The 13,228-nt window shown below is 64.2% G+C and carries 13 protein-coding genes and 1 pseudogene; 9 read left to right on the top strand and 5 right to left on the bottom strand.

What is annotated here, in order from left to right; all coding sequences use genetic code 11:
* The first annotated feature begins 119 nt into the window (after positions 1–119).
* Positions 120–1,388, top strand: a complete 1,269-nt coding sequence (gene purD / locus M5I08_RS05755) for a phosphoribosylamine--glycine ligase (RefSeq protein ID WP_219065590.1) — start codon at positions 120–122, stop codon at positions 1,386–1,388.
* On the opposite strand, the gene M5I08_RS05750 is transcribed toward purD, so the two are convergent.
* On the bottom strand, positions 1,385–3,058 hold the full coding sequence (locus tag M5I08_RS05750; protein ID WP_219065589.1) for a YhgE/Pip family protein: 1,674 nt from the start codon (positions 3,056–3,058) through the stop codon (positions 1,385–1,387). The two genes, purD and M5I08_RS05750, sit on opposite strands and share 4 nt — an antisense overlap.
* Positions 3,055–3,741 carry an ATP-binding cassette domain-containing protein gene (locus tag M5I08_RS05745; protein ID WP_219065588.1) on the bottom strand — a complete coding sequence of 229 codons (687 nt, stop codon included), beginning with the start codon at positions 3,739–3,741 and terminating at the stop codon, positions 3,055–3,057. The genes M5I08_RS05750 and M5I08_RS05745 overlap by 4 nt, the downstream gene beginning before the upstream one ends.
* A gap of 1,391 nt (positions 3,742–5,132) precedes the next feature.
* Here M5I08_RS05745 and M5I08_RS05740 point away from each other — a divergent pair.
* The 5 genes from M5I08_RS05740 (at position 5,133) to M5I08_RS05720 (ending at position 7,708) form a co-directional block, all read left to right on the top strand.
* On the top strand, positions 5,133–5,375 hold the full coding sequence (locus M5I08_RS05740; RefSeq protein ID WP_219065587.1) for a hypothetical protein: 243 nt from the start codon (positions 5,133–5,135) through the stop codon (positions 5,373–5,375).
* A 221-nt stretch (positions 5,376–5,596) separates the two neighbouring features.
* Entirely contained in the window at positions 5,597–5,884 is a 288-nt protein-coding gene (locus tag M5I08_RS05735; protein ID WP_249763148.1) for a transposase, read from the top strand.
* The gene (locus M5I08_RS05730) at positions 5,773–6,480 is read left to right on the top strand and encodes an IS3 family transposase (protein WP_370328618.1); all 708 of its coding nucleotides are present in this window, start codon (positions 5,773–5,775) and stop codon (positions 6,478–6,480) included. The genes M5I08_RS05735 and M5I08_RS05730 overlap by 112 nt, the downstream gene beginning before the upstream one ends.
* Positions 6,481–6,611: 131 nt before the next feature.
* Complete coding sequence (locus tag M5I08_RS05725; protein ID WP_249762759.1) at positions 6,612–7,412, top strand: transposase family protein; 801 nt, start codon at positions 6,612–6,614, stop codon at positions 7,410–7,412.
* Positions 7,340–7,708 (top strand): integrase core domain-containing protein, encoded by a 369-nt coding sequence (locus tag M5I08_RS05720; protein ID WP_370328580.1) that lies wholly within the window; start codon positions 7,340–7,342, stop codon positions 7,706–7,708. The genes M5I08_RS05725 and M5I08_RS05720 overlap by 73 nt, the downstream gene beginning before the upstream one ends.
* Positions 7,709–8,082: 374 nt before the next feature.
* Here the strand turns inward: M5I08_RS05720 and tnpC are convergent, their stop codons facing one another.
* Positions 8,083–9,579, bottom strand: a complete 1,497-nt coding sequence (gene tnpC / locus M5I08_RS05715) for an IS66 family transposase (protein WP_249762911.1) — start codon at positions 9,577–9,579, stop codon at positions 8,083–8,085.
* Between the two features lie 241 nt (positions 9,580–9,820).
* Positions 9,821–10,321 carry a hypothetical protein gene (locus tag M5I08_RS05710; RefSeq protein WP_219070893.1) on the bottom strand — a complete coding sequence of 167 codons (501 nt, stop codon included), beginning with the start codon at positions 10,319–10,321 and terminating at the stop codon, positions 9,821–9,823.
* Positions 10,322–10,650: 329 nt separating this feature from the next.
* On the opposite strand from M5I08_RS05710, the gene M5I08_RS05705 reads away from it, so the two are divergent.
* Positions 10,651–10,956, top strand: coding sequence for a transposase (locus M5I08_RS05705; RefSeq protein ID WP_219070894.1), 306 nt, complete (start codon positions 10,651–10,653; stop codon positions 10,954–10,956).
* Positions 10,953–11,261, top strand: coding sequence for a plasmid mobilization protein (locus M5I08_RS05700; protein ID WP_219070895.1), 309 nt, complete (start codon positions 10,953–10,955; stop codon positions 11,259–11,261). The genes M5I08_RS05705 and M5I08_RS05700 overlap by 4 nt, the downstream gene beginning before the upstream one ends.
* A gap of 72 nt (positions 11,262–11,333) precedes the next feature.
* Here M5I08_RS05700 and M5I08_RS05695 read toward each other — a convergent pair.
* A protein-coding gene (locus M5I08_RS05695; protein ID WP_370328484.1) for an IS3 family transposase occupies positions 11,334–12,769 on the bottom strand; the annotation gives its coding sequence in 2 pieces (ribosomal slippage) (positions 11,334–12,409 and positions 12,409–12,769; 1,437 coding nt in all).
* Positions 12,770–12,878: 109 nt separating this feature from the next.
* Between M5I08_RS05695 and M5I08_RS05685 the strand changes: the two are divergent.
* Positions 12,879–13,127 (top strand): annotated as a pseudogene (locus tag M5I08_RS05685) (hypothetical protein); the annotation flags it as partial.
* Between the last annotated feature and the right edge of the window lie 101 nt (positions 13,128–13,228).

The following is a 13,228-nucleotide window of genomic DNA, read 5'->3' as shown; positions in this document are numbered from 1 at the left end:
GTGCGCATCTCTCTGGATGATCTGGCACACACACCGCGGACGACGATACACCCAGGCATCCAGTGTATGCCCGTCCGTTCCTCGCCGCGTCCTGCGTCGGGCCGATAGGGTGAGCTTTTGTGCGAGTCCTGGTGATCGGTTCCGGCGCCCGTGAACATGCGCTGCTGGTAGCGCTCCGCAAGGATCCGCAGGTCGAGTCACTGGCGATCGCGCCGGGCAATGCCGGGACCGCGTTGGTGGCCGACCAATACCAGGTCGACATCACGTCCGGCGATGACGTCGTCGCGCTGGCCCGCCACGTCCGGGCCGATCTGGTGGTCATCGGCCCCGAGGTGCCACTGGTGCTCGGGGTAGCCGACGTCGTGCGCGACGCCGGGATCGCCTGTTTCGGGCCCAGCAAAGGCGCGGCCCGCATCGAAGGCTCGAAAGCATTCGCCAAAGACGTGATGGTGGCGGCGGGTGTTCCCACCGCGGCGAGCGAGATCGTCGATAGCCCGGCACGTTTGGACGCGGCGCTGGACCGATTTGGGTCGGCCGCCGGCGAACTCGCCTGGGTGGTGAAAGACGATCGGCTGGCCGCCGGCAAGGGCGTGGTGGTCACGCCGAACCGCGGTTTCGCGCGTGCTCATGCCGCTGGCCTGCTCGAAGCCGGGCATCCCGTGCTGTTGGAGTCCTACCTCGACGGCCCCGAGGTGTCGCTGTTCTGTGTCGTCGACGGCCAGACCGTCGTGCCGCTGTTGGCCGCTCAAGACTTCAAGCGTGTCGGTGACGGCGACACCGGTCCCAACACCGGCGGTATGGGGGCCTATGCGCCGGTACCTTGGCTGCCCGACGACGTCCGCCGCCTCATGGTCGAACAGATCGTGAAACCCGTTGCGGCCGAACTCGTCCGGCGAGATAGCTGGTTTTCTGGATTGTTGTATGCTGGGTTGGCCATCACCGCAAAGGGTCCGGCGGTGATCGAATTCAATTGCCGGTTCGGCGACCCGGAAACTCAGTCGGTGCTCGCGTTGCTCGATTCACCGCTGGGTCAGCTGCTCTATGCGACAGCTAACGGGGAGCTGGCCGATTTCGGCGATCTGCGTTGGCATGACGGCGCGGCAGTGACGGTGGTGCTCGCGGCGGAAAACTATCCGGGCCGACCGCGGGTCGGCGACGTCGTCGTCGGATCAGAGGCCCGAGAGGTGCTCCACGCAGGAACGGCCCGGCGCGACGACGGCGCGATCGTGTCGTCGGGAGGCCGAGTGCTCTCGGTGGTGGGTACTGGCGCAGACCTGGCGGCGGCCCGTGCTGCCGCCTATGACGTCATGGGATCAATTCGCCTGCCCGGCAGCCACTTTCGTACCGATATAGGTCTGGCCGCCGCCGGAGGCGAGATTCGCATCTAGATGGTCTCGATCTCGGGATGCAGCCGGCTAAGGGTCCATAGTCGTTGCCGCTGCACCATGCGCGCGGTGGCGCCAACGAAAACTACGAGGAACGCGGCGAGCATGAACGCGTCGCGCGTCATGTTGCCGGTGAGCCCGCCAGAGACGGCGACGCGCAGGCCGTCGACCAGGTATGTCATTGGTATGAGCGGATGAACTGCGCGAAACGGCGCCGGCGTAGTTTCCATCGGGTAGAGACCGCCACAACTGGTCAACTGGATGATCAGCAGGGCTAGCGACAGCGCCGAGCCGATCACACCGAACGCTATGCGCAAGAAATGGTCGATCGCCACGAACGCCCCGGCGGCCACCACGAGCAATCCGGCCATCCACAAGGGGTGTTTGGGGTCGAGTCGAAGACCCACCCAGACAACACCAAGGAGGATGAGGCCACCGACCGCGGTCAGTGTCGCGACGGGCAGCCATCCGGCGACGGCGACGGCGAGCGCGTTGACCCGCCCGGCCAGAGCGCGCAAGTTGACCGGACGGAAGAACAGATACGCCAACAAGCCGACGACCCACAGCGCGATCGCGAAGAAGAACGGCGCGAACCCGCGGCCGTACTCGTGGGCTGGATTCAGATTGTCCACCTTGATGCCGACGGGTGAGCCGAGAACATCAGCGGCCGTCGCGGTCTGCTGCGGGTTAGTATCGGGTACTTTACGGAGGGTGTCGTCAATCACGCGAGCGATATCGATTGCGCCGCTGTTAGATTGGTCAGCGCCGCTCTGCAGGACCCTGCTTCCTGAGTCCAGCGCCTGTAACGCAGCCGAGATTTGTTTCGCGCCGTCGACGACTTGGCCCGCCCCGGTCGTCAGCGTGTGCGAAAGGTTCTTCGCCGACAGCAACGCCTGCCTGACCTCATCCGTACCAGGCTGGTTCTGCGGGATCAGCGTCAGTGCCAGATCGATGACCCGCTCGAAAGCCGCGTCGGCGGCGGCGTTGACGCTCTGCACCTGCGTCGCACCGCTGTCGATGGACGTCGCACCGGAACGCGCAGCGTCGATCCCCTGCGTGAGCGCAGCGCTGCCCTGCTGGGCGAGCGCGGTGCCATCGACCAGTCGGTGTGCGCCGTCGGAGGCAATCTTGAGTTGTTGTTTGACTTGGCTGAGGTCGGTGTAAAGAGCACTGGCATAGGCCGAGTGGGCCGCGCTATTGATTCTTTCTTGCAGTTCGGCCTTCGCCGCTTGCGCAACGATGCCGGCGATGAAGTTGTTCGCGTCGTTGAGTGTGACGGCCATGCTCGCCCGCTCTGGGACGGGGTCTTGCGCGCTGGCGAGCTTCTCGCTGAAGTCGGCCGGAATGGTGATGGTGAAGTAGTAACGGCCGTGAACGAGTCCGTCGTGTGCGTCCCGCTCATCGGTGAAATGCCATTGGAAGGCGTTCAATGCCCGAAGTTGCTGGCTGAATTGCTTTCCCGCATCGATCATCTGGCCATTGGCCACTGCGGGGCGGTCTTGATCGACCACCGCAACGGGAATCTGGCTCGTTCTCCCGTAGGGATCCCAATTCGCCCACAGATACAACGATCCGTACAGCAACGGGATCAGTAACAGTCCGACCGGTACCAGCCAGCGCAGCGGCCGACGGAACCGGCGGAATTCAAGAACGGCCAGACGCAACGCGGTCACCTATTTGCTCCTCCATCGGCACCGGGGATTGGGTCGCTGCCGAACGGGTGAGGCAGTGGCGTGACGGCGATGTCGATCTGGTCGAGGGCTTCGGGAATGTCCGTACTGCTGGCCACCACCGTGCAGCCGAGCTCGGCCAGTGCGCTCAGCCCGGACCACACCCGCCGGCTTTCGGCCGGGCCACAACCACTGTCCACATCGTCGATGACGATCGCAGCGGGCCGCTCGGCCGCGGCTAGGGCCGCTGCCAGCAGGACGCGGTCACTGGCACGCAATTCACCAACCCGCGAATGGCCCGCCGCGACGAAGCCGAGAACGTCTAGAGCCTCCGACACCGCCGGCGCCCGCGCGCGGCCGAAGACCGCGCGTTCAGCGACGTGTTCGTCGACGCGGAGAAACTCGTCGAGATCCACTGCAGGAGGGGCGGCCGCGACCGCGACGAGCTGCTGCACCCGCCTTGAATCGCCGGGCAATCGATAGCGCCCGACGGCCACCGTCCCGGTTACCAGTCGCATCCGCCCGGCAAGCGCAAGCAACAGCGCCGTTCGCCCCGAACCGGCCTGGCCAGCAACGACCGCCAGCTGCGCGGCAGCGACGTCAAGGGACACGTTGGCGAACGCACATCCCCGCGGACCGCGCACACTGATTCCCCGCGCCGCGATCTGGACACCCTCGAATTCCATGACCTACCTTCCGACGGCCTTCCGACGGCATCAAAATCCGGCTCCCGGGATGCGCGCATGTCTCGGCTGCAAGTCTTACCGCGCGCTCAAGCGATCAAACACTGGCCTCATCGGTCTACGGCGGCACCCGACGGTGGGACCGGTGACGCCCCCGGCGAGGTGGCCGGAGTAACAGTTCCGCGACCGCCGGTCGACCCCGGAAATCGAGCGGCGTTTCCGCACGGGCAGCCCGTGGCGGCACTTGACTGGCGGATTTCGCTCCCTGGCAAGAAAGTAGAAAGATGGACGACCTTAAATTTGTCGCCGGCGACCGTGGCTGCACCCGCCCCAACTGTCCCGAACCCGGCTATCGCTGCGAGGTTCACCACTCACCGGGTTGGGCCGGAGGCGGTAGGACTGACGCGGAAAACGTCGGCGATCGCTCGCAGCTTCGCGTGAATGACGGTCGACACACGTGTCTAAACGATCGGGGAATGCTTGCCATCACCCGACAGCGACTTACCGCCCGGGATCAAGTTCGCAGCTCGTGTGTTCAGGCGCCGCTCAGCTTCCGCAGCCATCCGCTCTGCACTGGCGTTCGTGACACGTGGCCAGTCACGGTGTGGATCTCCGCTCGATCGAGGTCGATGTCGTCGGCGGTCGGTTTCGTAGTCCACCACTCCAACGGTTGTGCGTGAAAAATGATCAGATTTGTTCGTTTTCGCGTGCCTCGAACACGCCGATGTTCAGATCAGACGCCCTTTGGCGTCGCGACCCGTGAAATAGAGCGCGCCAGTCGCTTCGTCGACCTCCGGGCAACCGCTGTGGTGCGTCACCGCGCGAACCCGGTGCATTGCGACGCGGTGCTTGCGTCCGCTCTGCGCGAACCGAAGCTTCTGGGGGCATGCATCCAGAATTCCGTGCTAGCTTGTCGGACATACTCGACGTGATAAGCCTCAGGCCACAGACACGCGACGCCCCACTCAGGCGGGGCCCACATCAGACGAATACCGGATCCCGCCGTCGGGTATCGATACCTCCGGTGGGGGTAGATGAACAACTTCTCACCAAGCACAAGTGGCCACCATCGCCCGGCGGGCGCGGGGTGACAACCGGCGACGCAACAAGCCTTGACAACAGCCGGGACGCAAGGACACTTGACAGTGTGAAGGTGCGGCGCAGCGCGTGCAAGCACGGCGTCACCGAGCAGGACGTAGCCCACGCCTTCCGCAACGCAGTCAAATTCATACCGTACGAGTACGACCGGCGAGGAACGATTACTGGTCATCGGACCGGCACGCAACGGGGCGATGCTGGAGCTGACGGCGGTTCCCGCCGACGATCCCGACCGCATCATCCATGCCGACGATCTCAGGCCGTCGTTTTACCACTACTTGAAATGAGGTGAGCACATGCCCGTCACCCACGACCACACCGGACTCGACCGCTTGGACCCCGCAACCCGTCCGGCACGGGACGCGACGGCGTTTCGCCGCATTGTCGCCGCAACCGAAGCCGTGCATAACGCCGAAACCGAGCTGATCGCCGCCGTGACCGAGGCCCGGCAGCGCGGAGACTCTTGGACCGTTATCGCTGTGGCACTGGGCACGACTCGTCAGGCCGCCCAGCAGCGGTTCGGAAAGCTGACGGGCTGACCGGTCCCGCTGCACCCGCGCGGCAACAGCGACGACACGCAGGATTTCACAAGGCGTTCGAGACTATGCCCTACACCGCCCATTCCCGCCGGCCTGGTCGATTGTTGACCGGCGGTCAGGATGAGCATGTTGGCGGCGTTGTCGGTGAGGATGACCCGCCCGGCGACTTTCGGACAACGCCTTGACTATTGTTGAGGCCGAGCCGAATTGGAGTCGCAAGTATGGAACGTCGCCGGTTCTCCGCTGGGTTTAAAGCCAGTATTGCACTGGAGGTGATCGAGCATTCGCGTGCGATTGCTGATATTGCACGCGAAAACAACGTGTCGGAACAGTCTGTCTCGCGATGGGTCCGCCAGTATAAGGAGGAACATCCCGAGATTGGCGATAAATTGACAGAATCAGAAATGGACGAGTTGCGTCGGCTGCGACGACGTGTGAAATCACTGGAACAGGAGGTCGAGTTCCTGGGAAAAGCTACCGCCTTCTTCGCGAAGAAACAGCAACCGTAGACGTTTACGCAGCTATTTCCGCTGAAGAAGGCGACTATTCGGTGGCCATGATGTGCAATGCCGTATCAGTGTCCCGGTCGGGCTATTACGCGTGGAAAAACCATGTACCGTGTGCCCGGGACCTCGAACGGCGTCGCTTGGAGAACCTGATCGTGGCGATCTTCGACGATTCCGACCACACGTATGGCTACCGGCGTGTGCATGCCCAGCTGGCGCGCCAGGGTGAGCAGATCGACGACGACACCGTCCGCCAGATCATGGGTGATCTGCACCTGGTGGCCTGCCAGCCACGGCCGTTTAGGCCTGTCACCACGATCGCTGGCGATATCGCCGGCCTGCCTGATCTGGTCAACCGGGACTTCACCGCGACCGCGCCCGGGGCCAAGCTTGTCGGGGACATCACCTACATCCGCACCTGGGAAGGATGGTTGTACCTGGCGACCGTGCTGGATTGTTTCAGCAAGAAAGTCCTCGGATATGCGATGGACTCCACCATGACGTCGGCACTCACCTGCGACGCATTATCCATGGCTGCTGACAGAATTCCTATCACTGCCGGAATGACAATTTTCCATTCGGACCGCGGGACTCAGTGAGGTTTTCTCACTTGGGGCTCGTGAGTCTGGTGTGACTGGAGTTTTCGGCGTGTCGTAGTGGCTGGGCGTGGGGTCCTTGCTCAAGGATTCGGTTTCGACGAGGAAACCCGCTCCGCTGCAAAGGACCCCACGTGTTCACCTACTCTGCCATCTGCGACGTGCCGGAGGAAACCCTGCTGCATGTGACCGCGCTGCTGCACGTTCACCGGCGCGAGATCAGAACGCGGGCCGGGCGGCGGTCGGGTACGGTGCGCACGCAGGCCAAGCTGGTGCTGCGGTGGTTCCGCGACGACGCCCCGATCCGGTTGTTGGCGATGGAGGCCGGGCTGCCGATCTCCACCAGCTACCGCTATCTGCACGAGGCGATCGACGTGATCGCCGAACAAGCTCCTGACCTGCACGAAGTGCTCGACCGGGCCAAGGCCGAACAGTGGTCGCACGTGACGCTGGACGGGACGCTGATCGCCATCGACCGGGTGGACGAGCGCAACGAGGCCGGCCATCACCGGTGGTATTCGGGCAAGCACAAAACCCAGGGCGGCAATGTGCAGATACTGGCCGACCCGGGCGGGTTCCCGGTGTGGTCGAGCGAGGTCGAGCCGGGCAGCGTGCACGACATCACCGCCGCCCGCGCGCACTGCCTGGGCGCGCTGTACAAGTCCGCGGCCGACGGGGTGCCGACGCTGGCCGACAAGGGCTACGAAGGAGCGGGGATCGGGGTGCACACTCCGGTCAAGGGCCGCGGCCTGGCCGTGGAGAATCAGAGCTACAACATGCTGCTCACCGCGGCGCGTGCCATCGGTGAACGCGCCAACGCCGAACTCAAACAGCGTTGGCGCTGCCTCCGTCGAATCCGCCTGTGTCCAACCAGGATTGGCGCAGTTGTTGCCGCCGCGATCGTACTATCGACTCTCCAACGCGGAAATTACTGAGAAAACGTCAGTATACTTCCAGGGATTTCGCCGATCACGCGAAAGGGCTTGGCATCCTGCGCTCCGTCGGCCGCACCGGTGTGTGTTACGACAACGCCTGGGCCGAATCGTTTAACGGCACCCTGAAAAACGAGCGAGTGAATCGCACCGTCTATCCCACACGTGAACACGCACGAAAGGACATCACCAAATACATCGAACTGCGCTACAACAACAAACGACTTCATTCAGCACTGGACTACTGCACGCCGAATGAGGTAGAATCCGAATGGTTCAATAACCACAGGGCCGCCTAAAACGATAAATAAACAACTGTCCGAAAACGGCCGGGCAGGTCAGGGTCCACTGGTCGGCAGGGCCAAACAATGCGACTAAGATTCGGAAGACGAGGACCCCGATGGACTACATCAACACGCCGAGTAGGCCGATCCTGGCACATGTGTCCAGGATTTGCCCGGGTTCAGTGCTGCCACGGGTGATCCAGGCGTAAACGAGTCCCACGAATGCGCTGATCACCGTTGCATACGGAAATGCTGTAAGCGTCAACTTCACAATGACCGTGGCTGTAAACATTCAGCCCCGACGTTGACCTGTGGTTCGACTTGTGTGATTGCGCCCCGCGGCGCCCCCGCCGGAATGGTTGGATTCGGTGGTGGCGGTCGGGCCGCGGTCAGGCCGGGGCTGGGTCGGGTGGCATCCAGGGTTGGCCGATGATGGCCTCGCGCAACGCGCCGAAAGTGTTGCGGCCGTGCTTGGCCGCGGTGGACAGGTAGCCGCGGATGCGGTAGCGGTCTTCGGTGCGTTTCTCGCTGGTGAGCCGCCCGGAGATGTTCTGCTGGATCTTGGCCGGCCGCAGGTCGCGTTCGGCCTGGTTGGAGGTGGGCGGCACACGCAGGTCGAAGGCGAAGCGCAGCGTGTCGGCCTCGCGGTCGCGCAGGGTTTCCAGCAGCAGCCGAGCCTTGCGTTCGCCCGGACGGTCGCCGCCGCTGGTTGTCTCCGAAAGCCCTACCAGCACTCCGTGTTTGAACTCGCCGACAAGGTTGTCACGCACGGCGGGGTCGATGCCGTCGGCACCGGCGGCGCGGGCGAGGTTGGCCTGGTGGATCAGCGAGCGCAGCGCCCGAGCGACCTGGGGCGGCCATTCCGCGTCGGGGTAGACCTCGCCGGCATCGCCCAGATCCCGCCCGAGGTGCTGACAGCACAGCTGATGGGTGTGATCGCCGAGCGCGGCAGAGTCGTAGTTCTGGTAGCGGTCGTGCACGAGCACCGCGCCGTCCAGCTCGGTGATCACGGACCTCTTGAACGTGTCCAGATCCCGGTCGCCGACCAGATAACTGGTGCACCACTCGGTGCAGGCGACCAGCAGATACTTCTCGGCCTTCTTCCGGCCGAGCTTGGGGGTCCTGGGTCCGACCCGCAGCGGGGTCTCGTCGCAGCACACCGCGTACGCCAGGGTGATCAGGGCGCGGATCCGTTTGTCCACCTCGGCCAGCAACGCGGAGGCGCGCGCGAGCATGCCGTGCACGAACCCCACCGAGGGGGCGGCGCCGGTCAGCGAGTCCAGCAGCTCCACCACCCGGTGCGCGGGGATGAACTGCACCACCATCAGATACACCGCGAGAGCCTGCAGGTTCGGCCCGTACCCGACCGGCCCGGACCGGGCACCGTCGGGGCGGGTCGCGGTGTGCACCCGGCCGCAGCCGCACATCACCCGATGCTGGTCGTACTGGGTGATCCGCACTTCGATCGCGGGGATCTCGTGCTGCTGGTAGCGGTCCACGATCCCCAGATCCGCCGCCCCGGCCAGCTCCGCGCCGCACCCGCACCGCCCCTGCGGGAACCGGTCCACTCGCTCAGCCGGGCCGTCGGTCCAGGCCAGATGCGTCCCCGGGGCTCCGGGCTGCTTGCCCCTCTTCCGCCCCGACCCGCTCCGACGCTTCGGCTTCACCGGCGCCACGCGGCCTGGGGCATCGTCCTGCGACGGCGGCATCGACGAGTTGCCGCTGTTGCGCGAGAGCAGATGCTCCAGTCTGGCCAGCCTCGCCGCGGATTCCTCGTTGGCCGCGGCCAGTTCGGCGATCCGCGCGTCCTGTTCGGCGATCCGCGCCGCCTGGCCAGCGACGAGCGCGATCAGCTCCTCACGCGACATCTCCTCGGGCGCGGCCACTCCGAGATCACACCAGCCCCACCACCAACATCACCGGCGACACGCCGAGACCACACCAGCCACACCAGCACCGACAGTCACCACTGTCGCAGCGGCGCGTTCACACCCCTGACGTCGACGCGGCTGCCAATCAGCCAGCGCATCGACCACTGCACGAGCTTCCCTGATAGCCACAAACACCGACCATAGCTACGACCCGTAACGGCCTCGGCGCCACCACCCAGGCGCAGATGCCGCGACCTCACCGCCTCCGCGAAACGGCTGAATGTTTACCCGTGGCTGTCTTTGGCGCCAGCCAGATGATTCCCCGAACCGCCACCTCCGCGCGGCTCAAAAATTGCTGGACTACCCAGACTCGTGACACCCACTCGACGGTGCTGATGTCCTTCACTCGCATCAGCTGGCGTTCACGCATCCGATCCAGCAGCGCCTGACGTTGCTGTTCGATATCGGTGATAAAGCCGGCCATATCGGTGCTGCCGCTGAACACTGCCAGTGTCACGAGCGTCAGCTCACCCAGTTCAGAGGTCGTGGGTTCTGGCCCCAGTATTCTGCCGATGGCATCCGCGTCACGCAGCGAAATCTGGCGACATGGGAAACCTCGCTGTTGCACCTCCGAAAACGCCGCGTCGCGAAAGACGATATCCCACAGCGGTGCCCGCAATGCAACACTGCCTGTGACCAACACCGTCGCCACAAACGCAAAGCCGACAAATAACACCGGTAAATACATCCATGCCATAGATCGCAGAGTAAGCCGACTTGTCAGCAAGGTACCTGTGTTGTTTTTGGCCGTAGAAATCGGCAAAATCGCTGGTAAAAGCGTCGGCGGGGGCATGGGGGGTTGTTTGCGACATGGGAGGTGGCCCGTGTGCGTGGGTCTACTTGAGCGCCGTTGAGTGCGGAACCGGAGGGCGTGGGCCGAGTGCTGGCTAAGCGAATCCGCCCCTCATGTACTTGAGCTAAAGCGTCGCGGCGGATGTCGGTAACCGCACGGGAGGGCGAGTAGCGCCGTCTCGTACCTGAATGACGCATCCGAAGTATCGTAGTTGTTCGTAGTATATTGTAGGCGTGCGGGTTGACTGGAGTAAGCGGGCCGGCTACATCGGGGAGCGGCACGGCATCTCTGCGACCTGGGCGGATGAAGCGGTTAACGACCGTCACGCCGTCTGGCAAGCGCCTGACCCAGCCAGCCGGTCGGGCCTGTCGATTCGGGTGATCGGTTATTCGCCGTCAGTACGAGCGGTGCTGACAGTGATTTTGATATCCCCCGACGCGGACCCTAATGAGCGCCCCGACGGCGATTGGTGGGGCAGCAATGCCTGGATGGCGAATGAGCAGGACCGGAGTCTCTACAGTGAGGAGCAGCAAGAATGAGCCGGATTGATGATTTGCTCGCCGACGAAGGCGCGCGTGCGGAGGCCTACCAGGGTGGCCCGGTGCCTGAGCACGTCACGACCAGCCGTCCCAATCTTGGCCGTCAGACCGTGGTTTCGGTGCGCTTGGCAGCCGATGAGCACGAGCGACTGAGTCAGGCCGCCCGTAAAGCGGGAATGTCGCTGTCGACCCTCATTCGGGTATGGGCCGTCGATCGGCTCCACGCCGAAGATCATGGTGAGTCGGGCACCATAGCCGAGCGGCTGGCACGGCTCGAACGCGAAGTGTTCAAGCGGCCGGCCTAACGGCGGCACCTGTCTGGCGCCACCTTCTCGGCCGAGCGCCACGGAACATGTCAAGGCCGGTGAGACAGTTTCTTACGCGGATTTGATGAGTGCTTCGGGGGTTGGCTGGTTGATCCAGGCGATGGTGGGCAGTTTCGGCGGGGTGGGCCGGCGATGCCGGAACCTGGCGGGGTTGGCGGCATAAGCCGCGTCGAGTGTGGCGGCGCGTTGGGCCTGTACCTGGGTTGCAGTGCCGTAGTGCACCGAGGCCGCGGTGTGTAGCGCGACGCCGCTGTGACGATGTTCATGGTTGTAGTAATCGAAGAATGCGCTGCAGAAGGCGCGGGCGTCTTCGATCGAGCCGAACCGGCCCGGGAACGCCGGGCAGTACTTGAGGGTCTTGAAATTGGCCTCCGAGTAGGGGTTGTCGTTGGACACGTGCGGGCGGCTGTGGCTGCGGTCCACACCCAGGTCGATCAGCAGTTGGGCGACCGGCTTGGAGGTCATCGAGGTGCCGCGATCAGCATGTAGAGCCAGTTGACCGGGTTCGATGCCGTGGTGGGCCAAGGTGTCGTCGATGAACTGCTTGGCCAGCTCGCCTGTCTCGCTGGCAGCGAGGGTCCAACCGACGACGTAGCGCGAGAAGATGTCGATGATCACATACAGCTGATAGAAGATACCACGTTGTGGCCCTTGCAGTTTCGTTATATCCCACGACCAAACCTGGTTCGGCGCGGTGGCGATCAACTCGGGTTTCTTGCGCGCCGGGTGGGTGCGCTGACGGCGCCGCTCCCGGTTCTCCCCAGCAATGGCCAAAAGCCGGTACATGGTGCGAATCGAGCACAAGTAGATGCCGTCGTCGAGCAGGCGCGCCCACACCTGCGCCGGCGCCAGGTCGCAGTACTCGGCCGATCGCAGCACCGTCAGGATCTGCTGGCGTTCGGCCTCGGTGAGCTTGTTCGGCGGCTCGGGCCGCCTCCGCGGCGCCGGCCGCGGTGCTGGGTTGCGGCGCCGATAGAGCGTGGCCCGTGATGCACCCAGCAATTCACACGCCCGCTTGGTGGACGTCGCCGACTCCAGGGCGGGCAGGTGCTCGCCGATCACGGCTTCGACTTCGGCTCGAAATCCGCGCTCTCGCAGAGCATCTCCAAGAGCGCGTGTGCTTTTCCCGTGATCTCCAGGGCTAGCTTGGTCCGGTCCAGCTCGGCCTGCAATTGCTTGGTGCGCCGCCGCAGCTTGTCCAGCTCCACCTGCTCAGCGGTGCGTTTCGACTTGCCCTTGGGCGTCAGCCCGGCACGGGCACCGGCATCACGGGCCTTGCGCCATTCGGCGATGTGCGAGCTGTACAGGCCTTCGCGGCGCAGCAACGCACCACGCTCGCACGAGCCGGCCGGCAGGGCGTCGTACTCGTCGAGGATGCGGGCCTTGTACTCGGCGGTGAACGTGCGTCGCCGAGCCCGAGCACCCGGATCCGGCGTGCTGTCCACTTGGTCAGTATCGGCGCACCCCTGCAGGGATGCGATCGTCATAGTCACGGAGAATGGTGATCCTGTCTCGCCCTGTAGCGATGATCGGCTACTGCTGCTGTCTCACCTAACCCTGTCACACAGGGCCAAGGGGGTAGGTTCCCGACTTGTTACCAACCTGGTGCTGGTATGCCCGTATCACCATCGGTTGCACCATCGGGGCGTCATCACCATCACCGGACACGCCGACGATCTGATCGTCACCGATAGCTGCGATCGACGGGTCAGCGCAGGATCGCTCGCGCATCCTCCGAACCGTCCCCCGCCCGCTGTCCCACCGTGCCACGGGCCCACCGGCGAGCGCGCCGACTGGTGGTGGTACGAACCCTTCCAGCCGCAGCCGCCCCCAACAAACAACTAGGTTGGCTACCGGAGCCGGTCATTACCGGCACTGTACCGAAGCTCAAAGTGGTTGAGGCATCGAGGAATTCGTTCGCGATACCCGCTGCTATCGGATCTTGA

The organism is Candidatus Mycobacterium methanotrophicum, from assembly GCF_023515995.1.
GTDB classification, from domain to species: domain Bacteria; phylum Actinomycetota; class Actinomycetes; order Mycobacteriales; family Mycobacteriaceae; genus Mycobacterium; species Mycobacterium methanotrophicum.
Note: the sequence above shows the minus strand (reverse complement) of the source record. Positions and strands in the feature narration are given on the sequence as shown.